The organism is Micromonospora sp. H33 (assembly GCF_052068455.1).
Classification (GTDB): Bacteria; Actinomycetota; Actinomycetes; order Mycobacteriales; family Micromonosporaceae; genus Micromonospora.
In genome coordinates this window covers 1-20,212 of record NZ_JBQHDE010000020.1, presented here as the reverse complement: position 1 = coordinate 20,212, position 20,212 = coordinate 1, and the positions used below count along the sequence as shown (strand labels likewise).

The following is a 20,212-nucleotide window of genomic DNA, read 5'->3' as shown; positions in this document are numbered from 1 at the left end:
GCGCGGGCCGGTGCCGTGTCGATCGACCCTTCCTCGGCCCCCGGACTCGGTCGTGAATGACGGCCTCTTGACTTCCCCACACACTCGGGCGTAAACAAAGAGGAAGCCACATTGAAACGGCGGTGAAACCAAGCGATGTACGCCGAGGAACGGCAACAGGAGATCCTCCGCAGGGCCCGGGCCCAGGGGCGCGTCGACGTGATGGTCCTGGCCGAGGAGCTGGCGGTGACCAGCGAGACCATCCGGCGGGACCTGACCGCGCTGGAGCGCGCGGGGGTGCTGCGCCGCGTGCACGGGGGTGCGATCCCGGTCGAGCGTCTGGGTTTCGAGCCGGCCCTGGCCGCTCGGGACACGGTGCTGACCACGGAGAAGGAGCGCATCGCCAAGGCGGCCCTCGCCGAGGTCCCGGACGAGGGGGCCATCATCATCGACGCGGGCACGACCACCGGGCGGCTGGCCCAGGCGCTGAACACGGAGCGCGAGCTGACGGTGATCGTCAACGCTCCGCCGCTGGCGACCCTGCTGGCCGCCCGGCCCAATCTCAACGTGATCATGCTCGGCGGCCGGGTTCGGGGCCGGACCATGGCGACGGTGGACGACTGGGCCCTGCAGGCGCTTTCCCAGATGTACGTCGACGTGGCGTTCATGGCGACCAACGGCTGCTCGGTCGAGCGTGGGCTCACCACGCCGGATCCCGCCGAGGCCGCCGTCAAGCGGGCGATGATCGCCTCGGCCCGGCGTACCGTGCTCCTGGCCGACCACACGAAGTTCGGCAACGACTACCTCGCGCGGTTCGGCCGGCTCGCGGATGTCGACCTCGTCATCACCGACACCGGGTTGAGCACCGCCGCCGCCGGTGAGCTGCAGCACGCCGGCCCGGAGGTGATCCGGGCATGATCCTCACCGTCACCCTCAATCCGAGCCTGGACCGGGCCGTCGCCGTCGAATCGCTGGTGCGCGGAGCGGTGCTGCGGGTGGCACCCGCGCACCTCGACCCCGGCGGCAAGGGAGTCAACGTCGCGCGGGCGCTGCTCGCCAACGACGTGCCGTCGCGAGCCGTCATCCCGTGCGGCGGGCCGGAGGGGGAGCAACTGGTCCGGCTGCTGGCGGCGGAGGGCGTACCCATGGTCGCCGTACCGGTCGCCGGACGGACCAGGTCCAACATCACCCTCGCCGAGCCGGACGGCACGATCACGAAGATCAACGAACCGGGCCCGGCGCTCTCCGGCGCCGAGCTGGAGGCGGTGACCGAGCTGGTCCTGTCCGCCGCCAGCTCGGCCGACTGGGTCGTGGTGTGCGGCAGCAACCCGCCGTCCCTGGCGGTCGACGAGTTCGGCAAGCTGTGCCGCCGGTTGCTCGACGCGGGAGTCCGGCTCGCGGTCGACACCAGCGGCCCGGCGCTGGTCGCCGCGGCGGCCGCGGGAGCATGGCTGCTCAAGCCCAACCGGGAGGAGCTCGCCCAGGCCACCGGGCGGGCGGTCGACTCGACGGAGGACGTCGTCGCCGCCGCCCAGCACCTGCGCGCGCTGGGCGCCCGGGCCGTGGTGGCCAGCCTGGGCGCGGACGGCGCGGTCCTGGTCGACGGCGACGGCGTCGTCACCGGAACCGCACCCGTCGCCGAGCGCCGCAGCAACGTTGGCGCCGGGGACGCCCTGCTCGCCGGCTTCCTGGCCGGTGGCGCCACCGGCGGGCAGGCGCTCGCCGAGGGCCTCGCCTGGGGCGCGGCGGCGGTCAGCCTGCCGGGCAGCCGGATGCCCGGACCCGGCGACCTGCGCCGCGACCACGTCCACATCGAACGTCGGCCGGACCTGGTCCGGCACCTGCTCACAAGGGACTGACTGACCCGACCCCCCCCCACCACCCCCTCACCGGCCCGGCGGCCGGCAGTCGAACAGGAGGCCTCCCATGGCCACGGATTACACCCCCGCCGTCACGGGGACCGGCATCAAGGCCCGGATCCAGCGGGTCGGCGGTCACCTGGCCGGCATGGTCATGCCCAACATCGGTGCGTTCATCGCCTGGGGCCTGATCACCGCGCTGTTCATTCCCACCGGCTGGCTGCCCAACGAAACTCTCGCCGAGCTCGTCGGGCCGATGATCATGGTCCTGCTTCCGGTGCTGATCGGCTACACCGGGGGTCGGCTGGTGCACGGCCAGCGCGGAGCGGTCGTCGGCGCCGTCGCCACGATGGGCATCGTGGTCGGCAGTGACGTGCCGATGTTCCTCGGCGCCATGCTGATCGGCCCGCTGGCCGCGTACCTGCTGAAGCTCTTCGACAACGCCGTCGAGGACCGCGTCCGGGCCGGCTTCGAGATGCTGGTCAACAACTTCTCCGCCGGCATCATCGGCGGCGGCATGGCGCTGGTCGGCGTCTGGGTCATCGGCCCGGTCGTCCGGTCCGTCACCAACCTCGCCGGTGACGGTGTCGACTGGCTGGTCGGGAACAACCTGCTGCCCGTCGCCTCGGTACTGGTCGAGCCGGCGAAGGTGCTCTTCCTCAACAACGCGATCAACCACGGCGTGCTCGGCCCGCTGGGCGTCGCGCAGGCGGCGGAGACCGGCAAGTCGATCCTCTTCATGATCGAGTCCAACCCCGGTCCCGGGCTCGGGCTGCTGCTGGCCTACCTGTTCTTCGGGCCCCGCACGCTGCGCCCCAGCGTGCCGGCCGCGATCATCATCCAGTTCCTCGGCGGCATCCACGAGATCTACTTCCCGTACGTGCTGATGAAGCCGCGGCTCATCCTCGCCACGATCGCCGGCGGGGCCGCCGGTGTCGGCACCTTCATGATCACCGGCGCCGGTCTGGTCGCCACCCCCTCGCCGGGAAGCATCTTCGCCTACGCGGCCGTCACGCCGCGGGGCGGCTGGTTCGGCGTCTTCCTCGGGGTCCTCGTCGCCGCGGCGGTCTCGTTCGTCGTCGCCTCGGCGCTGCTCGGCTTCGGCCGGCTCAAGGACGAGCAGCCGGACGACCAGGCGGGCGATGACGACGCGGATGCCACTCCCGCGACCGCCGACGAGGTCGCGCCCCTGCCGCGGCAGACCGCCGGAACCCGTACCCCCACCGCAGCTTCGGAGGCCTGAGCGACATGACCACCATCCAGGGAAGCGACATCCGCAAGATCGTCGTCGCCTGCGACGCCGGCATGGGCAGCAGCGTGATGCTCGCCAGCCAGCTCCGCAAGCAGCTCGGCAAGCACTCGGTGGCGGTGGAGCACACCCCGGTCGAGCACATCCCCGCCGACGCCGACGTGGTCGTCGTCCACACCGGACTCGCCGCCCGCGCCCGGGCCGTCGCCCCCGGGAAGGTCATCGTGCCGTTCCAGGTGTTCGTGGGCGACCCGTCGGTGGCCAAGGTCGTCGCCGCGGTGAAGAACGGCGGTGCGGTCGATGGCTGAGGTGGCGACCGGACCGCTCGCCGCGCTGCTCGACCGGCGGGCGATCCGGCTCGGCGAGACCGCCGCCGACCGGGAGGACGCGATCCGGCGCAGCGGCGCGGTGCTGGTCGAGACCGGTGCCGTCAATCCCGCGTACGTCGACACGATGCTGGCGCGGGAACGCTCGGTGTCGACGTACGTGGGCGAGGGGGTGGCGATCCCGCACGGCACCCTCGCCGGCAAGGACGCCGTACGCCGGGACGCGCTCGCGGTGCTCCGCTTCCCCGCCGGCGTGGACTGGGGCGGCGAGCAGGTCGTGCTCTGCGTGGCGATCGCCGCCCGCGGCGACGGTCACGTGGCCCTCCTCGCCCAGTTGGCCGAGATCCTGCTGGACCCGGAGCGAGCCCGCGCGCTGCGGGAGGCGACCGACGCCGACGACGTTCTCCGGCTGCTCAAGCCCGTCGATGAGGAGACAGACAGATGAAGGTTGTGCGCTTCCACGCTCCCGGTGACGTGCGGGTCGAGGACGCACCCGAACCGACGCCGGGACCGGGCGAGGTCAGGATCCGGGTACGCAACTGCTCCACGTGCGGCACAGACGTGAAGATCTGGCGCTTCGGCCACCACCACATCGACCCGCCCCGGGTGATGGGCCACGAAATCGCCGGCGAGATCGTCGACACCGGTGCCGACGTGACCGGCTGGCGGCCCGGCGACCGCGTCCAGGTCATCGCCGCGATCCCGTGCGGGCGGTGCGACCAGTGCCGCCGCGGCCGGATGACGGTCTGTCCCAACCAGGAGTCGATCGGCTACCACTACGAGGGCGGCTTCGCCCAGTACATGGTCGTGCCGGCCAAGGTGCTCGCCGTCGACGGCCTCAACCGCATCCCGGACGGGGTCAGCTTCGCCGAGGCGTCGGTGGCGGAGCCGTTGGCGTGTGTCCTCAACGGCCAGGAACTCGCCCGGGTCGGGGAGGGCGACGACGTCGTGGTCATCGGCTCCGGCCCGATCGGCTGCCTGCACGTACGGCTCGCCCGGGCGCGCGGTGCCGCCCGGGTCACCCTGGTCGACCTCAACCGGGACCGGCTGGACCTGGCGGCGGCGCTCGTCGCGCCGGACGCCACGGTCTGCGCGGCGGAGACCGACCCGGTCGACGCGGTCCTCAAGGTGACCGACGGCGCCGGAGCCGACGTCGTCATCACCGCGGCCGCCTCCGGCGCCGCACAGGAGCAGGCGCTGCAGATGGTCGGCCGCCAGGGCCGGATCAGCTTCTTCGGCGGCCTGCCCAAGGACAAGCCGGTCATCGCCGTCGACGCCAACCTGGTGCACTACCGCGAGCTCACCATCGTCGGCGCCAACGGCTCCAGCCCCGCGCACAACAAGGCCGCACTGCAGCTCATCGCCAGTGGTGCGGTGCCGGTCGCGGACCTGATCACCGACCGGCTGCCGCTGGAGCGGGCCCTCGACGCGTTCGACATCGTCTCCCGGGGCGCCGGCATCAAAGTCACCATCGAGCCCTGACCGGCTCGGATCCGCGGATCCACCACCTGAGGAGTCGTCATGCCCGAACGTACCGTCCCCGTCGGGTCGACCAGCGGGCTGCACGCCCGCCCCGCCGCTCTCTTCGTCGAGGCCGCCGCCGCCCAGCCCGTCGCGGTCAGCATCCGGCTGCCGGGCGGCCGGCCGGTCCCCGCCCGCAGCATGCTCTCCGTCCTGTCCCTCGGGGCCACCCACGGCACCGAGGTGATCCTCTCGGCCGAGGGCGACGGGGCGGAGGCCGCGCTGGAGGCCCTCGCCGATCTGCTGCGGCGCAACCTGGACGAGGAGCCGGCCGATGCCTGAGCGGCTGACCGGCATCGGCGTCAGTCCCGGTCTGGCCGCCGGTCCGCTGCTGCGGGTGGCTCCCGCGCCCCGGTTGCCGGAACCGGCCGCCGTCACCGACGTCGAGGCGGAGACGACCCGCGCCGACGCGGCCCTCGCCGCGGTCGTCACCGAGCTGCGCCGCCGCGCGGACTCGGCGGGGCGGCCGGAGGCGGCAGCGATCCTCCGGGCCCAGGCGATGATCGCCGAGGACCCGATCCTCCGCGAGACGATCGCCGAGGCCGTCCGGGCCGGTCGGGACGCCCCGCACGCGATCGCCGACGCCTTCGCCGAACACCGTCGGGCGTTCCAGGCCGCCGGCGGCTACCTCGCCGAACGGGTCACCGACCTCGACGACATCCGGGACCGCGCCGTCGCCGCGAGCCTCGGGCGGCCGATGCCGGGCGTCCCGACCCCGGGTTACCCGTACGTGCTGGCCGCGCGCGACCTCGCCCCGGCCGACACCGCCGACCTCGATCCCGAGCTGGTGCTCGCCCTGGTGACCGAGCTGGGCGGCCCGACCAGTCACACCGCGATCCTGGCCCGGTCCCTCGGTCTGCCCGCCGTGGTGTCCTGCGCCGGGACGCTGACCGTCCCCGACGGAACGGTGGTCCGGGTGGACGGGGCTTCCGGCGAGGTGCTCACCGACGCCGACGAGGCCGTCGTCGCCGCCACCCGGGCCGCGGTGGCAGCCCGGCGCCGGAGGGCCGGCCGGAGCCGGGGACCGGGCCGCACCGCGGACGGGCACGAGGTGAAGCTCCTGGTCAACATCGGCTCCGCGGCCGAGCTGCGCGGGGAGGAGGCGGGCGGGGCGGAGGGCGTCGGGCTCTTCCGCACCGAACTGCTGTTCCTCGACCGGACCACGGCGCCCGGCATCGAGGAGCAGAGCCGGGCGTACGCGGAGGTCTTCGCGGCGATGGACGGCCGTCCGGTGGTGATCCGGACGCTGGACGCGGGCGCCGACAAGCCGCTGCCCTTCCTCGACCAGGCCGGCGAGCCCAACCCGGCCCTCGGCGTGCGGGGCCTGCGAATCGCCCGACGCCGGCCCGAGGTGCTCCGGACCCAGCTGCACGCCATCGAGCTGGCGGCCCGGCGGACCGGCGCCGACGTCCGGGTGATGGCGCCGATGGTGGCGACCGCCGCGGAGGCCGGCGAGTTCGCGGCGACCGCGCGCGGCGCCGGCCTGGACGCCGTGGGCGTCATGGTGGAGGTGCCGGCGGCGGCGCTGCGCGCCCGGCAGCTGCTCGAAAAGGTCGACTTCCTCAGCGTGGGCACCAACGACCTGAGCCAGTACGCCTTCGCCGCCGACCGGCAGTGCGGCGACCTCGCCGACCTGCTCGATCCGTGGCAGCCGGCACTGCTGGAGCTGATCGCCGGCTGCGCGACCGCCGGCCGGAGGGCCGGCAAGCCGGTCGGCGTCTGTGGGGAGGCGGCCGCCGACCCGCTGCTCGCGGTGGTGCTCGCCGGTCTCGGCGTGACCAGCCTGTCGATGTCACCGCGGGCGCTGGCACCGGTGCGGGCGGCGCTGGCCGCGCACTCCCTCGCCGACTGCGAACGGCTGGCCGCGCTCGCGCTCGCCGCCGACGACGCGGAGCAGGCACGGGCCGCCGTCCGGCGCGAGGCCCGGCCGGCGCCGGACTGAGCGGGCCGGTCGCCCGCGGTCCGCGACACCGCGGGGACGGACAGCCGCGTGTACCGCCCGGCCGGCCGTCGGTTTCTGTCGGTCGGTGTGGCCATAATCACGGCACACCTGCCACCGAGGGACGGAGACGGTCGATGGCCACACTGCTCGCGATCGGGACGGCCAAGGGCCTCTTCCTGGCCACCAGCACCGACGACCGGCGCACCTGGGAGGTCTCCGGGCCGCAGCACCCGATGACCGGGGTGTACGCGGTCGCGATCGACACGCGCCGCGCCACGCCCCGGCTGCTCGCCGGGACGACCAGCTCGCACTTCGGCCCGACCGTCGCCACCAGCGACGACCTCGGCGCCACCTGGCACGAGCCCGAGCAGGCGCCGGTGGCCTTTCCCGCCGACACCGGGGCCAGCCTGGGCCGGGTCTGGCAGCTCACCCCGGCCGGCGCCGACCAGCCCGACGTGGTGTGGGCGGGCACCCAGCCGTCCGCGCTGTTCCGGTCCGACGACGGTGGCGTGACCTTCGAGCTGGTGCGGGGCCTGTGGGACCACCCGCACCGGGAGCAGTGGGGTGCCGGCTTCGGCGGCCAGGCGGTGCACACCGTGCTGCCGCACCCGGCCGACGCCGACCGGGTCACCGTCGCCATGTCCACCGGGGGCGTCTACCACTCGAGCGACGCCGGCGCGACGTGGGCGCCCGGCAACACGGGCATCCGGGCATACTTCCTGCCCGACGAGTGGCCCGAGTTCGGTCAGTGCGTGCACAAGGTCACCCGCGACGCGGGCGACGCCGCCCGCCTCTACGCGCAGAACCACCACGGCGTCTACCGCTCGGACGACGACGGGCGCACCTGGTCCTCGATCGCCGAGGGCCTGCCCAGCGACTTCGGCTTCCCGATCGTCACGCTGCCGGGCCGGCCCGGCTCGGTCTTCACCTTCCCCCTCGCCGCCGACAGCGAGCGCTTCCCGGCCGGCCGCCGGTGCCGGGTCTGGCGGTCCGGCGACGCGGGCGCCACCTGGGAGCCGCTGACCGCCGGCCTGCCGGAGGGCCCGTTCTTCCCGGCCGTGCTGCGCGACGCGATGTGCGCCGACGCCCACGATCCCGGCGGTGTCTACTTCGGCACCCGCTCCGGCGAGGTCTACGCGAGCCGCGACGCCGGCGACTCGTGGTCCCTGGTCGCCGCGCACCTGCCCGACGTGCTCTGCGTCCGCGCGGCGGAGGTGTGACGTGGTGACGGTGCTGCTGCCCGGCCCGCTGCGGAGCGAGGCCGGGGGAGCGAGCCGGCTGACCGTCACCGCCTCGGGCACGCTGCGGGCCGTCCTGGACGAGGTGGCCGACGGCTGGCCCCGGCTCGGCCGGCGGATCCGGGACGAGCGCGGTGAGCTGCGCCGCTACGTCAACGTGTACGTCGACGGGGAGGACTGCCGGCACCTCGGCGGCCTCGACGCGCCGGTCGGCGACGCGGCCGAGGTCCAGGTGCTGCCCTCGGTGGCGGGCGGCTGACGCGCGGACGGCCGACCGGGCGGACGGCGTGATCCGGGCCACCCGGGGGACCGGTGCGACCGGAATAGTTGACTCGTCAAATATGTTGTGGGGGTCGTCCGGGGCCACCGCGGCCCTGGCGGTCACACAGGGAGCGGGTCATGCAGTTCGGGATCTTCACCGTCGGTGACGTCACGGTCGATCCGACCACCGGTCGGGAGCCGACGGAGCGTGAGCGCATCAAGGCGATGGTCACGATCGCGCTCAAGGCCGAGGAGGTCGGTCTCGACGTCTTCGCCACCGGCGAGCACCACAACCCGCCGTTCGTGCCGTCGTCGCCGACCACCATGCTGGGCTTCATCGCGGCCCGGACGCAGCGGCTGCTGCTGTCCACCGCCACGACGCTGATCACCACCAACGACCCGGTGAAGATCGCCGAGGACTACGCGATGCTCCAGCACCTGGCCGACGGCCGGGTGGACCTGATGCTCGGGCGCGGCAACACGGGCCCGGTGTACCCCTGGTTCGGACAGGACATCCGCAACGGCATCCCGCTGACCATCGAGAACTACGACCTGCTGCGCCGGCTCTGGCGGGAGGACGTGGTCGACTGGTCCGGCCGGTTCCGTACGCCGTTGCAGTCGTTCACCTCGACGCCGCGGCCGCTCGACGGCGTACCCCCGTTCGTCTGGCACGGCTCGATCCGGAGTCCGCAGATCGCCGAGCAGGCCGCGTACTACGGCGACGGCTTCTTCGCCAACCACATCTTCTGGCCGAAGGAGCACACGCAGCGGATGGTCGGCCTGTACCGGCAGCGGTTCGAGCACTACGGGCACGGCTCCGCCGACCAGGCCATCGTCGGGCTGGGTGGCCAGGTGTTCATGCGGAAGAACTCCCAGGACGCGGTCCGGGAGTTCCGCCCGTACTTCGACAACGCCCCGGTCTACGGGCACGGGCCGTCGCTGGAGGAGTTCACGGCGCAGACCCCGCTGACCGTCGGCAGCCCCCAGCAGGTGATCGACCGGACGCTGACGTTCCGCGAGTACGTCGGCGACTACCAGCGGCAGCTGTTCCTCGTCGACCACGCCGGCCTGCCCCTGAAGACCGTGCTGGAGCAGCTCGACATCCTCGGCGAGGAGGTGGTTCCGGTGCTGCGCAAGGAGTTCGCCGCGCTGCGCCCCGCGCACGTGCCCGAGGCGCCGACCCACGCCTCCCTGCTGGCGGCCGCCGAGAAGGCCGCCGCCGACAAGGCCGCGACCGGCGCCGGCACGGCCACCGAAGAGGGCGACCTGGCGGAGGCGGGCCGATGACCGCCCGTACCCTCGCCGTCGTCTCGGCCGGCCTGAGCCAGCCGTCGTCGACCCGCCTGCTCGCCGACCAGCTCGCCGCGGCCACCCGCGACGAGCTGGTCCGGCGGGGCGACACCGTCGAGGTACGGTCCGTCGAGCTGCGCGAGCACGCCCACGACATCGTCAACCACCTCCTCACCGGCTTCCCGTCGCCGGCCCTGCGGGAGGTGCTGGACGCGGTGACCGGCGCCGACGGGCTGATCGCCGTGACGCCGATCTTCAACGCGTCGTACAACGGACTGTTCAAGTCCTTCTTCGACCTGGTCGAGAAGGACGCGCTCGCGGACCGGCCGGTGTTGGCCGCCGCCACCGGCGGCACGGCTCGGCACTCGCTCGCCCTGGAGCACGCGCTGCGGCCGATGTTCGCGTATCTGCGGGCGGTCGTCGTGCCCACGACGGTGTTCGCGGCACCGGAGGACTGGTCCGGCGGCACCGCCGACGGCGCCCTGCGGCGCCGCGTCGAGCGGGCCGGCGCCGAGCTGGCCGACCAGGTGCACCGGCGGGCGGCGTCGACCGGACCGACCGACCCGTTCGCGCTCACCGGCAGCTTTGAGGACCTCCTCAGCGGCCTGCGGCGCGACGCCTGACCCCGGTCCCGGCCCGGCTGTCCCGTCGGGCCGGGACCGGGCACCGGCCCCATCGGGGTCGAGCTGCCGAGCGGGGCCGGATCGGGCGGGTCAGCGCCCCTCGCCGTACGGGTGCGCCACCAGCACCGGGCAGTGGGCGTGCTGCACCAGGGCCTGGCTGACCGAACCGAGCAGCATCCCGGCGAAGCCACCCCGCCCCCGCGTCCCGACGACCACCAGCCCGGCGCCGCCGCTCGCCTCGATCAGGGCCGGCTCGGGCTTGTCGGCCCGCAGCAGCCTTACCGTGACGGTCAGCCCGGGGTGGCTGCCGCGGGCGGCGGACGCCGCCGTGTCGAGCAACTCCCCGGTCGCCGCCGCGTTCTCCTCGTCGGGTCGGCTGACGTGCGCGACCACCAGCTCGACCTCCCGCCGGGCGGCCTCGTCGGCGGCGTACCCGACGGCCAGTTCGGCCGCCTCCGACCCGTCCACGCCGACCAGCACCGGACCGTCGACCGGGATCGTCTCCTCGGCGGGACGGACCACCAGCACTGGGCAGTGGGCGTGGGCCGCGACCTGCGTACCGACCGAGCCGAGCAGCAGCCCCGCAAAACCGCCGTGGCCCCGGCTGCCCACCACCACCAGTTCCGCCCGGCGCGACTCCTCGACCAGGGTGGCGCCCGGCCCCCCCGCGACCTGGCGCACCGCGACGTCCAGCCCGGGCCACCGGCCCGCGAGGTCGGCCGCCGTCTGCTCCAACATCTTCCGGGCGTCCTCGTTCGGCGCGGGGATACCCATCTCGTACGGGTTGATCGGGATGCCGTAGCCGAGCGGATGCAGGTAGCCGTGCACCAGGTGCAGCGGACACGACCGCAGCACGGCGGCGCGGGCGGCGTGCTCGGCCGCCACCAGGCTTGGCGGCGATCCGTCCACTCCCGCCACGACGGGTCGGTTCATTGCGGCCCTCCCAGCCTCGATCAGCTCATTGTCGGCGCGTGCCCGCCGATCGACCGGTATTTCCCGGCGGGTCACCGTCCCGAACACCGTTCGCGAGCGCCGCTCACGTCGGGCAACGGTCGCGCCGGCCGCGAGGCCGGCGCGACGGCACCGTGCGGTCGTCAGGAGCTACCGGGGTGTAGCACGATGACCAGAGGGCAGTGCGCGTGGTGCAGGACGGCGTGGCTGACCGAGCCGAGCAGCAGGCCACCGAGGGCGCCGCGCCCGTGGGCGCCGACCACCACCAGCTGGGCGTCCTTCGACTCCTCCACCCGGCCCGAGGGCGGCTGCTCGACCTGTACGGCTACCCGACCGCGCTGCCGTCGGCGGGCTGACCGGCGCAGTCGCCCGCCGATCCGCCGACTCCCTCGGCGTGGGCCGGCGGCTCCGGGGGGCGGGCCCGCGGCGGCGCCGCCGTGCCGCCCTCGCGCCGCGCCAGCCCCGCCCGTGCGGCGAGCACCCCGGCCACGGCGAGCAGGAGCAGGGCGTACGCCGCGCCGAGGTGGAGCCCGACGACCAGGCGGTACTCGTCGAGGCGCAGCGCGACCGCGTCGCCGGTGCGCCCGAGCACCCAGACCGCCAGCCCGACGGCGAGCACCAGCAGCGCGCCCGCAGCCGCGACCGGCCCGGCCACCGGCCGGGGGAGCAGCGTCGCCAGCGCCACCGCCACCAGCAGCGCCACCTGGAGGGCGAGGACGAGGTCGACGAGGTCGAACGGGCGGTGCAGGGACGCCCAGACATCGAGGGCCAGCCCGTCGGCGGACGGCAGCCGGGGCAGCACCACCACCAGTCCGACCCCGGCGGCGAGGACGGTCGGCGCCCACCATTCGGTGACCGCCGCGGTGCCGTGGCGGCGCAGCGTCACCGCCAGCAGCGTGACCGTGCCCAGCCCCAGCGGCACGGCGGCCCACGGTTCGCCGAGCAGGGTGAGCACGATGCGCGGGGTGACCAGCGGCCCGCAGCCCACCATGGAGAACGCGCAGCCGAACTTTTGGGAGATCAACCAGCCGGTGGTCTCCCAGACCAGCACCAGCAGCGCGACCCCCACCGTCACCGCGACCGGCAGGAGGACCGCGCGTGACCATCGGGCCGGCACCGACCGGTCCACCAGCGCGGCGAGCCACCAGCACAACGCCGCCGCGCCGGCGACGCACACCAGCAGACCGGTCACCAGGGGCGGCCTGGGTGGCGGAACGCGGTAGAGGAGAGCGCCGTACGGGGCCAGGTACATCCCGGCGAGCAGCCCGACGCCGAACACCGCACCGACGAGCGCGGGGCGGGCCGCCGCGCCGGCGAGCCGCCGGGCGCGGGTGTCCCGCCAGACGCCCAGGGCCAGGAACACCGCGACCGGCACGGCGGGCAGCGCCACCATCAGCAGCCGCGTCCACGGCACGGTGCCCGGCTCCGGCCGGTCGAGCAGCCCGGCGTCGAACAGCAGGTCGGCGAGGATCTGGAGGTTGGTCAGGGCGACCGAGGTGAACAGCCCGGCGCCGAGCAACTGCCCCAGCGGCAGGGCCAGCACCACCCGGTCGTCGTCGAGCCCGGCGAGCCGGGCGGCCACGGCGGGGTGCCGGGCCAGCAGGCGCTCGCGCAGCCCGCGCGGGCGCTCCCGACCGCCGTGCAGGGCGGCCCGGAGCCCGGCCGGCGCACCGGCGGCGGCCCGCAGGTCCGCCTCGTGCTCGCGGGCCCGGAAGAACGCCCGTACGACCAGCTCGGCGGCGACGGCGAGCAGCAGCGTCCGGACCACGACGCCGGCCGCCGCGCCGGCCGGGACCGGCTCGTCCGACCAGAGCTGCTGGGCGAGCAGGAACAGGGCGGTCAACACCGCGGTCGCCCGGGTGCTGATCCGCAGGGAGGTGGCGAACTGCAACCGGAGCAGGTCCAGGTTCTGCACGTGGGCCAGCTCGTGTCGCAGCACCGCCTCGAAGACCTCCCGCCCGGCCGGCCTCTTAGCGGGCAGGGTCAGCAGCTCCGGCCCGAGCGCCACGTATGGCTTCGCCCCGATGCCGCCGGTGAACGCCCGGCGGCCCAGCCGCGGGCCGAGCACCACCTCGACCGGCCGGGGCAGCCGCACCGACGCCAGCACCTCGCCGATCACATCCGCCGCAGCGGGGAACACCGACTCGTCCAGCGGCCGGGTCCGCCGCCGGTGCCCGCGCGACAACCACAGGAACATGACCGCCCCCGGCACGATCATGAGGTTGAACGTCATCTGGAAGACGTTGAGCATGTTCGTGCAGGGGTGCACGAAGGCGTCCCCGAGGTCGCAGCCGGGCGGCACGATCAGCGTCCCCGCGAACAACGCCGCCAGCAGCACCGCCGTGCTGAACACCAGCGCCGCGAGTGGCAGCAGCAGGAACCCGGTGTCGGCGGGGCGGCCGTCGCGGGCGGTGCTCGTCACCCGGCGGCCCGGCTGCGCGCCGCTCATCCGGCCGCCTCCGGGCCCTCCAGCAGCAGCGCGCCGACCACCGCGTCGGCGATCGCCCCGGCCAGCTCCGGCTCGACGCCGAGCGCGGCGGCCCGCCCGGCGGCCACGGTCCGGACCTCGGCCAGCTGCTCCCGGGTCCACTCCGTACGCGGCGCGGCGGTCACCCCCGGCCGCCGCCGCAGCGCGCCGAACAGGCCCCGGGCGGCCCGCCCGCCGAGCTGCTCCAGCTCGCTCTCGGCGCCACGGGCCAGGGCGCCCACCACACCCGCGCAGACCAGCGTCACCACCGGCGTCACCGTGGCCACCGCCTCCACGACGCCGAACTGGAGCCGGTCCCCCTCGGCGGAGTCGTCCACGCCGGCCAGGTACGGCCCGGCGAGCAGGTCGAAGGCGGGCAGTTCCTCCGGGGCGAGCCGGGACACCACCGCCCGGGCCAGCGTCGCGGTGCGGTCGGTCGATGCGGATCGAGGCGCCATGGCACATTCGTAGCGAACGGACGCGAGTCCCCGCCACAGTGGACACTGTCCGCTATCCGTCGCGCGAGCGCACCACCAGTTCGTCGACCTCCAGCCGGCCGATGCGCAGCTCCCGGATCACCGCCCGCCGGACCGCGAGCCGCCCGATGGCCAGCGCTCCCACCGCGACCGCGCCCACGGCCAGCGCCCCCACGGCCAGCGCCCCGAGAGCCGCCGCTCCGGCCGCCCCTGCGCGGCCCGCCCCGGCTCCACGCGCCCGTCTCCGCCGTACTCCTTCCATCCCGCCATTGTCGCGGCCCGCGGACCCGCACGGGCCGCAACCGGCCCGGCGCCGAGGGGCCGGGCGGACACCGGTGTTAACAAGGGGCCCGGGTACGACGCGAGGCGTTAACAAGGGCCCCTCCGGAAGTCGTGCCCGACCTGCGGCGAACACCTTCTTGTACGTGTCGACCAGCGCCCGCAGCGCGGCCACGTCCGGCCCGTCCGGCCCGGCCGCGGCGCGTACCGCAGCCAGTTCCCGCTCGAACTCCTCCGCCGGCACCCCGTGCACGTGTAGCGCCCGCCGGAGCGGACGGCGAGCAGCAGCGGGTCGTGCGCGTCCCCGAGCCGCCGGTCCAGCCGTACCTCGATCTCCCGTAGGTGAGCGTTGACCTCGTCGAGGAGCCCGACCGGCGGCCGGCCATCGGCCAGGTACGCCCGGCACGCGTCGGTGCTGACCGTGAAGCCGGGCGGCACCGGAAGCCCGAGCCGGGTCATCTCCGCGAGGTTCGCGCCCTTGCCGCCGAGCAGGTCCGCCCTGCTCCGGTCGCCCTCGATGAAGTCGTAGCGTATCTCGTCATGGCTGCCGGCCTCCTCCGTCACCGCCCGCGGGACGTCGTCCCCCTTCGTTGGTAGCCCCGCGGAGGACGGCGTCGGCAGGGCCGGACGGGGCAGCGGCCGGGCCAGAGGTCCCGGGATCCGGGTCGTCGGCTCGACCCGCACTTCCAAGACACCCCCTATCCTCTACGTCGATGAACGCCGACCTGCGCCTGCGCCCCGTCCTCGACGACGACCTGCCGCTGTTCTTCGCCCACCAGCAGGACGTCGAGGCCAACTGGATGGCCGCGTTCGGTCCGGTGGACCCGGCCGACCGCGCGGCGTTCGACGCGCACTGGCGCCGGGTCCGCGCGGACGCGGCCGTGGTGCCGCGCACGGTGGTCGTCGGCGGCGAGGTGGTCGGCCACGTGGTCGCCTTCCCGGCCGGCGACCGCACCGAGGTCAGCTACTGGATCGACCCGCGCCGCTGGGGCCGGGGGTACGCGACCGGCGCGCTCGTCGCCCTGCTCGGCGAGGTGTCCCGCCGGCCGGTGCACGCCCGCGCCGCCAAGGACAACCGCGCCTCGCTCGCCGTGCTCCGCAAGTGCGGCTTCGTCGTCACCGGCGAGGACCGGGGGTACGCCCACGGGCGCGGCGCCGAGGTCGAGGAGTGGGTCCTGGAGCTGTCCGGGCCCGGCCCCGTCACCGGCCTGACCAGGGCAGGCACTACCCTCGCGGGGTGAACTGGCTGGAACTGATCGGCTGGACCGGCTCGGCGGTGCTGGTCTGGTCGCTGCTGCAGACGCGCATCCTCCGGCTGCGCGCCCTGAACCTGATCGGCTGCCTCATCCTCATCGGCTACAACGCCGCGGTGCAGGTGTGGCCGATGGTCGGGCTGAACGTGGTGCTGGCGGCGATCAACGTCTGGTACCTGCGCGGGATGCTCGCCACCCGGCACGACGAGGCGACCTACCAGGTGGTCGAGGTGGGCGTCGACGACCAGTTCCTGGCCCACACCCTCCGGGTGCACGCGGCCGACATCGCCCGGTTCAACCCCGGCTTCACCTTGCGGGCCGAGGGGGAGCGGTCGGCGTTCGTCGTGATGAAGGACGACGAGGTGGTCGGGGTGGTGCTGTCACACGCCGAGCCGGGCGGGGTGGCGCAGGTCGACCTCGACTACGTGACCCGCCGGTTCCGCGACTTCACCCCCGGCGAGTTCGTGTACCGGCGTAGCCGCCTGTTCACCGACCGGGGTTTCCGCCGCGTGATCAGCCCGCCCGGCATGGTCGCCCCCTACTATCACCGGCTCGGCTTCCGTCGGGAGGGTGACGCGTACGTGTTGGATCTGCCCGCCCCGGCGTGACTCCGCCGCTGCGAGGATTCGGTTCCCCATCTGCGGGGCACAGATGCGCCTACGCCGGCGGTGCCGGCCGACGGACGCGGTGAGGAGTGCCCGGCGTGCAGAGCTACGGGAGCCAGCTGGCCCTGGTAGGTGTCCTGGTCGTCCTGAACGCGCTCTTCGCCGGCAGTGAGATGGCGCTGGTGTCGCTGCGGGACAGCCAGATCCAGCGCTTGAAACGCACCAGTCGGGCCGGGCGCACGCTGGCCCGCCTCGCCCGAGACCCGAACCGCTTCCTCGCCACCATCCAGATCGGCATCACCCTGGCCGGGTTCCTGGCCTCGGCCGCCGCCGCGGTGTCGCTGGCCCGGCCCCTGGTGCCGCTGCTGGCACCGCTGGGCGGCGCCGCCGAGACGGTCGCGATCGTGCTGGTCACCCTGGCGCTGACGTTCGTCACGCTGGTCTTCGGTGAGCTGGCGCCGAAGCGGATCGCCATGCAGGCCGCCGAGCGGTGGGCGCTGCTGGTGGCCCGCCCGCTGGACGTGCTCGCCGGTCTCACCCGCCCGGCGGTCTGGGCGCTCGGCGCCACCAGTGACCTGGTGGTCCGCCTGGTGGGGCTCGACCCGCGGCACGAGCCGGACGAGATCGGCCCGGACGAGCTGCGGGACATCGTCGCCGGCAACCACGGCTTCACCAAGGAACAGCGCATGATCATCGCCGGAGCGGTGGAGATCGCCGACCGGCAGCTGAAGGCGGTGCTCGTACCCCGGTTGCAGGTCTTCACGCTCGACAGCGGCACCACCGCGGACGCCGCCCGGCTGGTGCTCGCCGCCACCGGCCACTCCCGGGCGCCGGTGGTCCGGCACGGCGGGCTCGACGACGCGGTCGGCGTGATCCACCTGCGCGACCTGGTCGGCGTGCCCGACGACCGGCCGGTCGACGAGATCGCCCGACCGCCGATGCTGTTGCCCGACTCGCTGCCCGTGGTCGACGCGCTGCGCCAGTTCAAGGCGGAGCGGCAGCACATCGCCCTGGTGGTCGACGAGCGCGGCGCGGTCGACGGGATCGTCACCCTCGAGGACATCCTCGAGGAGGTCGTCGGCGAGATCTACGACGAGACCGACCGGGACGTGCGCTCGGTACGCACCGACCCGGACGGGTCGATGCTGCTGCCCGGCACGTTCCCCGTGCACGACCTGCCGGACGTCGGCGTCGAGCTGCCCGGCCGGCCCAGCGGCGACTACACCACGGTCGCCGGGCTGGTCCTCGCCGGCCTCGGCCACATTCCGACCGTGGCCGGGGAGAGCGTCACCGTCGACGGCTGGGACCTCGAGGTGACCGGCATCGACCACCGCGCCATCGCCCAGGTGCGGGTACGCCGACCCGCGCCCGCCCCGGACGACGCGCCCGCCCCGGCACTCGGCCCGGCCCGCCCCTGACCGACCTCCGGCGGGCGGGCTGTCCGCGTACCGCCGGCTCGTCGGCGTGGGACGGCCGGGACCGGCCGGCGGACCCGGTGGTCAGGCGGTGGTGAGGTTCTGGAGCCGGACCTGGCCGCGCGCGACCAGGCGGTCGTCGGCGTCGGTGATCTCGACCTGCCACAGCTGCTGGCTGCGGCCCCGGTGCACGGGGGTGCCGACGGCCGTCAGCTCCCCGTCCCGGACCGCGCGGAGGAAGTCGGTCTGGTTGGACACCCCCACCACCTGCCCGCGGTCGCCGAACCACAGGGTCGCGCCGACGCTGGCCGCCGTCTCGACGACCGAGCAGTACACGCCGCCGTGCTGGATGCCGAACGGCTGGTGCAGCTCGGGGCGGACCTGCCACCGGATGACCACCCGGTCGGCGCTCACCTCGTCGAACTTCAGGCCCAGCAGCGCCACGAAGCCACCCGTCAGGTCCGGCTCGTCCACGGCAAATCCCCCTCGTCGATCGGCAGACGGCCAGCGTAGCGGCCACCCAACCGGTAAACCCGGTACGGTCGGTCCTCGTTCATGGGGGAGAATCGGTGACCGTGACCGACACCAGCCTCCCGCCGTCCGGGCGGGACTCCCTCTTCGACGACCTGCGGTGGCGTGGCCTGATCCAGGACTCCACCGGCCCCGACGAGCTGCGCGCGCTGCTCGACGGCCCCGGGATCGCCTTCTATGTGGGCTTCGATCCGACGGCGCCGAGCCTGCACGTCGGCCACCTCGTGCAGGTCACCACCGCACGGCGGCTCCAGCTGGCCGGCCACCGGCCGCTGCTGCTGGTGGGCGGCGCGACCGGCCAGATCGGCGACCCGAAGGAGAGCGCGGAGCGCACCCTGAACCCGCCGGAGGTCGTGGCCGGCTGGGTCGCGCGGATCCGCGAGCAGCTCGCGCCGTTCGTGTCGTACGAGGGTGCCAACGCGGCGCAGCTGGTCAACAACCTGGACTGGACCGGCGAGATGTCGGTGGTCGAGTTCCTGCGGGACGTCGGCAAGCACTTCCCGGTCAACAAGATGCTGGCCCGCGAGGTGGTTCGCGCCCGGCTGGAGACGGGGATCAGCTTCACCGAGTTCAGCTACCAGCTGCTCCAGGCCAACGACTTCTTCGAGCTGCACCGCCGGCACGGCTGCCAGCTCCAGTACGGCGGCTCCGACCAGTGGGGCAACATCACGGCCGGTGTTGACTACATCCGCCGCCGGGGTGCCGGTCCGGTCGAGGCCTTCACCACGCCGCTGGTGACCAGGTCGGACGGGACGAAGTTCGGCAAGACCGAGGGCGGCGCCGTCTGGCTGGACCCGGAAATGACCAGCCCGTACGCCTTCTACCAGTTCTGGGTCAACGTGGACGACCGGGACGTGACGCGTTACCTGCGCTTCTTCAGCTTCCGCTCCCGGGAGGAGCTGGAGGTTCTGGAGAAGGAGACCGCGGAACGGCCGGCTGCCCGGATCGCCCAGCGGGCCCTGGCCGAGGAACTGACCACCCTCGTGCACGGCGAGCGGGAGATGGCCCAGGTGGTGGCCGCCAGCCAGGCTCTGTTCGGGCGGGGCTCGCTGGAGGAGCTCTCACCGGTCACCCTGCGGGCGGCGCTCACCGAGGCCGGTCTGGTCCACCTCGACGAGCTGCCCGACGTGGCCAGCCTGCTGAAGGAGTCCGGCCTGGTGCCGAGCAACAAGGAAGCCCGCCGGGTGATCGCCGAGGGGGGCGCCTACATCAACAACAACCGGGTGACGTCGGCCGACGCCGTCGTCACCCCGGAGGACCTGCTGCACGGCCGGTACCTGGTGCTGCGCCGCGGGAAGCGCACGTTCGCGGGCGTTGAGCTGCGGAGATAGGCGTACGCCGACAGTGTGACCGGGGACGCGTCCGGCGGATTTGACGATTACTCCGCCGGACGCGTAACTTTCTCTCTGCCAGCGCGGAACGGGCGAAACAGGGCGAAAGACCTGGCGGCCGGAGCGCGGGAATGACCTCAGGGTCGTCCGGGTTGTATCTCGGTACGAGCCTGGACCGGGCGGTGCGACCCATCGGGTTGCGAGGCCGGCCGGATCTGCGGGAATGACTCCAGGGTCGGACGGGTTGAACCCCATGCGAGCCTGGACCGGGCGGTGCCCCGGATTCGTCGCGAGGCGGATTTGGTGAGGCGGAACCGACCGGGTATGGTTGACGACCGGCAGGGCACCCGGGCGAGCCAGCGGGAAACCGCGGCGGCCGGCCTGCCGAAACCACGACACGAACGACGAAAGTCGGTCGCGCAGTGGTGCCCCGGAAATGGTGTGAAGCATGACAAAGCGCCATAGAGCGGTTTGACACGGCAGAAGCCACCGGGTAACGTAGTAAAAGTGCCCGGCGCGGGAGCGGCGGGTGGGTGATAGCCCCGGATGGGGCCCACGTGGTGGGTTTCCGGATGGTGTGTGGTTGTTCTTTGAGAACTCAACAGGGTGCTTGATA

21 protein-coding genes and 2 pseudogenes are annotated in these 20,212 nt (G+C 73.9%); 16 read left to right on the top strand and 7 right to left on the bottom strand.

Annotated features, from left to right (window positions below; genetic code table 11):
• The first annotated feature begins 135 nt into the window (after window positions 1-135).
• From ACTMS0_RS27570 to ACTMS0_RS27515, 12 genes are all read left to right on the top strand, one after another.
• Window positions 136-897 (top strand): DeoR/GlpR family DNA-binding transcription regulator, encoded by a 762-nt coding sequence (locus tag ACTMS0_RS27570; RefSeq protein ID WP_441158183.1) that lies wholly within the window; start codon window positions 136-138, stop codon window positions 895-897.
• Window positions 894-1,838, top strand: coding sequence for a 1-phosphofructokinase family hexose kinase (locus ACTMS0_RS27565; protein ID WP_441158182.1), 945 nt, complete (start codon window positions 894-896; stop codon window positions 1,836-1,838). The genes ACTMS0_RS27570 and ACTMS0_RS27565 overlap by 4 nt, the downstream gene beginning before the upstream one ends.
• Window positions 1,839-1,905: 67 nt before the next feature.
• Window positions 1,906-3,081 carry a mannitol-specific PTS transporter subunit IIC gene (mtlA, locus tag ACTMS0_RS27560; protein ID WP_441158181.1) on the top strand — a complete coding sequence of 392 codons (1,176 nt, stop codon included), beginning with the start codon at window positions 1,906-1,908 and terminating at the stop codon, window positions 3,079-3,081.
• 5 nt (window positions 3,082-3,086) lie between these two features.
• Window positions 3,087-3,395 carry a PTS lactose transporter subunit IIB gene (locus ACTMS0_RS27555; protein WP_441158180.1) on the top strand — a complete coding sequence of 103 codons (309 nt, stop codon included), beginning with the start codon at window positions 3,087-3,089 and terminating at the stop codon, window positions 3,393-3,395.
• Complete coding sequence (locus ACTMS0_RS27550) at window positions 3,388-3,858, top strand: PTS sugar transporter subunit IIA (RefSeq protein ID WP_441158179.1); 471 nt, start codon at window positions 3,388-3,390, stop codon at window positions 3,856-3,858. The genes ACTMS0_RS27555 and ACTMS0_RS27550 overlap by 8 nt, the downstream gene beginning before the upstream one ends.
• Window positions 3,855-4,895, top strand: coding sequence for a zinc-dependent dehydrogenase (locus ACTMS0_RS27545; RefSeq protein WP_441158178.1), 1,041 nt, complete (start codon window positions 3,855-3,857; stop codon window positions 4,893-4,895). The genes ACTMS0_RS27550 and ACTMS0_RS27545 overlap by 4 nt, the downstream gene beginning before the upstream one ends.
• Window positions 4,896-4,934: 39 nt before the next feature.
• A complete protein-coding gene (locus ACTMS0_RS27540) occupies window positions 4,935-5,216 on the top strand; it encodes an HPr family phosphocarrier protein (protein ID WP_441158177.1) in 282 nt (93 codons plus the stop codon).
• The gene (gene ptsP / locus ACTMS0_RS27535) at window positions 5,209-6,876 is read left to right on the top strand and encodes a phosphoenolpyruvate--protein phosphotransferase (protein ID WP_441158176.1); all 1,668 of its coding nucleotides are present in this window, start codon (window positions 5,209-5,211) and stop codon (window positions 6,874-6,876) included. The genes ACTMS0_RS27540 and ptsP overlap by 8 nt, the downstream gene beginning before the upstream one ends.
• Window positions 6,877-7,010: 134 nt before the next feature.
• A complete protein-coding gene (locus tag ACTMS0_RS27530) occupies window positions 7,011-8,096 on the top strand; it encodes a WD40/YVTN/BNR-like repeat-containing protein (protein WP_441158175.1) in 1,086 nt (361 codons plus the stop codon).
• Window positions 8,097-8,100: 4 nt separating this feature from the next.
• Complete coding sequence (locus ACTMS0_RS27525) at window positions 8,101-8,373, top strand: MoaD/ThiS family protein (RefSeq protein WP_441158174.1); 273 nt, start codon at window positions 8,101-8,103, stop codon at window positions 8,371-8,373.
• A gap of 140 nt (window positions 8,374-8,513) precedes the next feature.
• Complete coding sequence (locus tag ACTMS0_RS27520; RefSeq protein WP_441158173.1) at window positions 8,514-9,662, top strand: LLM class flavin-dependent oxidoreductase; 1,149 nt, start codon at window positions 8,514-8,516, stop codon at window positions 9,660-9,662.
• Entirely contained in the window at window positions 9,659-10,288 is a 630-nt protein-coding gene (locus tag ACTMS0_RS27515) for an FMN reductase (protein ID WP_441158172.1), read from the top strand. The genes ACTMS0_RS27520 and ACTMS0_RS27515 overlap by 4 nt, the downstream gene beginning before the upstream one ends.
• 90 nt (window positions 10,289-10,378) lie before the next feature.
• Here the strand turns inward: ACTMS0_RS27515 and ACTMS0_RS27510 are convergent, their stop codons facing one another.
• The 6 genes and pseudogenes from ACTMS0_RS27510 to ACTMS0_RS27485 form a co-directional block, all read right to left on the bottom strand.
• The gene (locus ACTMS0_RS27510; RefSeq protein ID WP_441158171.1) at window positions 10,379-11,221 is read right to left on the bottom strand and encodes a universal stress protein; all 843 of its coding nucleotides are present in this window, start codon (window positions 11,219-11,221) and stop codon (window positions 10,379-10,381) included.
• A 161-nt stretch (window positions 11,222-11,382) separates the two neighbouring features.
• Window positions 11,383-11,532: pseudogene (locus tag ACTMS0_RS27505) on the bottom strand (universal stress protein); the annotation flags it as partial.
• Between the two features lie 32 nt (window positions 11,533-11,564).
• On the bottom strand, window positions 11,565-13,688 hold the full coding sequence (locus ACTMS0_RS27500; protein ID WP_441158170.1) for a M48 family metalloprotease: 2,124 nt from the start codon (window positions 13,686-13,688) through the stop codon (window positions 11,565-11,567).
• Window positions 13,685-14,164 (bottom strand): hypothetical protein, encoded by a 480-nt coding sequence (locus ACTMS0_RS27495; protein ID WP_441158169.1) that lies wholly within the window; start codon window positions 14,162-14,164, stop codon window positions 13,685-13,687. Before ACTMS0_RS27495 ends, ACTMS0_RS27500 begins: the two co-directional genes overlap by 4 nt.
• 52 nt (window positions 14,165-14,216) lie before the next feature.
• Window positions 14,217-14,444 carry a hypothetical protein gene (locus ACTMS0_RS27490; RefSeq protein ID WP_441158168.1) on the bottom strand — a complete coding sequence of 76 codons (228 nt, stop codon included), beginning with the start codon at window positions 14,442-14,444 and terminating at the stop codon, window positions 14,217-14,219.
• Between the two features lie 260 nt (window positions 14,445-14,704).
• Window positions 14,705-15,025 (bottom strand): annotated as a pseudogene (locus ACTMS0_RS27485) (PEP/pyruvate-binding domain-containing protein); the annotation flags it as partial.
• Between the two features lie 149 nt (window positions 15,026-15,174).
• Here ACTMS0_RS27485 and ACTMS0_RS27480 point away from each other — a divergent pair.
• The 3 genes from ACTMS0_RS27480 to ACTMS0_RS27470 all read left to right on the top strand — a co-directional run bounded on the left by ACTMS0_RS27480 (window position 15,175) and on the right by ACTMS0_RS27470 (window position 17,737).
• Entirely contained in the window at window positions 15,175-15,702 is a 528-nt protein-coding gene (locus ACTMS0_RS27480) for a GNAT family N-acetyltransferase (RefSeq protein WP_441158167.1), read from the top strand.
• Entirely contained in the window at window positions 15,699-16,322 is a 624-nt protein-coding gene (locus tag ACTMS0_RS27475; protein ID WP_441158166.1) for a hypothetical protein, read from the top strand. The genes ACTMS0_RS27480 and ACTMS0_RS27475 overlap by 4 nt, the downstream gene beginning before the upstream one ends.
• A gap of 95 nt (window positions 16,323-16,417) precedes the next feature.
• Window positions 16,418-17,737, top strand: coding sequence for a hemolysin family protein (locus ACTMS0_RS27470; protein ID WP_441158165.1), 1,320 nt, complete (start codon window positions 16,418-16,420; stop codon window positions 17,735-17,737).
• Window positions 17,738-17,818: 81 nt separating this feature from the next.
• Here ACTMS0_RS27470 and ACTMS0_RS27465 read toward each other — a convergent pair whose 3' ends face one another.
• Window positions 17,819-18,208 carry a PaaI family thioesterase gene (locus ACTMS0_RS27465; protein ID WP_441158164.1) on the bottom strand — a complete coding sequence of 130 codons (390 nt, stop codon included), beginning with the start codon at window positions 18,206-18,208 and terminating at the stop codon, window positions 17,819-17,821.
• A 101-nt stretch (window positions 18,209-18,309) separates the two neighbouring features.
• Here ACTMS0_RS27465 and tyrS point away from each other — a divergent pair, with 101 nt between their 5' ends.
• Window positions 18,310-19,596, top strand: coding sequence for a tyrosine--tRNA ligase (tyrS, locus tag ACTMS0_RS27460; RefSeq protein WP_441158225.1), 1,287 nt, complete (start codon window positions 18,310-18,312; stop codon window positions 19,594-19,596).
• The last annotated feature ends 616 nt before the right edge of the window (window positions 19,597-20,212 follow it).

Excerpts from the sequence above, each read along its gene's own strand:
- ACTMS0_RS27570 (WP_441158183.1), top strand. The coding sequence starts at position 136 with ATGTACGCCGAGGAACGGCAACAGGAGATCCTCCGCAGGGCCCGGGCC.
- ACTMS0_RS27565 (WP_441158182.1), top strand. The coding sequence starts at position 894 with ATGATCCTCACCGTCACCCTCAATCCGAGCCTGGACCGGGCCGTCGCC.
- mtlA (WP_441158181.1), top strand. The coding sequence starts at position 1,906 with ATGGCCACGGATTACACCCCCGCCGTCACGGGGACCGGCATCAAGGCC.
- ACTMS0_RS27555 (WP_441158180.1), top strand. The coding sequence starts at position 3,087 with ATGACCACCATCCAGGGAAGCGACATCCGCAAGATCGTCGTCGCCTGC.
- ACTMS0_RS27550 (WP_441158179.1), top strand. The coding sequence starts at position 3,388 with ATGGCTGAGGTGGCGACCGGACCGCTCGCCGCGCTGCTCGACCGGCGG.
- ACTMS0_RS27545 (WP_441158178.1), top strand. The coding sequence starts at position 3,855 with ATGAAGGTTGTGCGCTTCCACGCTCCCGGTGACGTGCGGGTCGAGGAC.
- ACTMS0_RS27540 (WP_441158177.1), top strand. The coding sequence starts at position 4,935 with ATGCCCGAACGTACCGTCCCCGTCGGGTCGACCAGCGGGCTGCACGCC.
- ptsP (WP_441158176.1), top strand. The coding sequence starts at position 5,209 with ATGCCTGAGCGGCTGACCGGCATCGGCGTCAGTCCCGGTCTGGCCGCC.
- ACTMS0_RS27530 (WP_441158175.1), top strand. The coding sequence starts at position 7,011 with ATGGCCACACTGCTCGCGATCGGGACGGCCAAGGGCCTCTTCCTGGCC.
- ACTMS0_RS27520 (WP_441158173.1), top strand. The coding sequence starts at position 8,514 with ATGCAGTTCGGGATCTTCACCGTCGGTGACGTCACGGTCGATCCGACC.
- ACTMS0_RS27515 (WP_441158172.1), top strand. The coding sequence starts at position 9,659 with ATGACCGCCCGTACCCTCGCCGTCGTCTCGGCCGGCCTGAGCCAGCCG.
- ACTMS0_RS27510 (WP_441158171.1), bottom strand. The coding sequence starts at position 11,221 with ATGAACCGACCCGTCGTGGCGGGAGTGGACGGATCGCCGCCAAGCCTG.
- ACTMS0_RS27500 (WP_441158170.1), bottom strand. The coding sequence starts at position 13,688 with ATGAGCGGCGCGCAGCCGGGCCGCCGGGTGACGAGCACCGCCCGCGAC.
- ACTMS0_RS27495 (WP_441158169.1), bottom strand. The coding sequence starts at position 14,164 with ATGGCGCCTCGATCCGCATCGACCGACCGCACCGCGACGCTGGCCCGG.
- ACTMS0_RS27490 (WP_441158168.1), bottom strand. The coding sequence starts at position 14,444 with ATGGAAGGAGTACGGCGGAGACGGGCGCGTGGAGCCGGGGCGGGCCGC.
- ACTMS0_RS27480 (WP_441158167.1), top strand. The coding sequence starts at position 15,175 with ATGAACGCCGACCTGCGCCTGCGCCCCGTCCTCGACGACGACCTGCCG.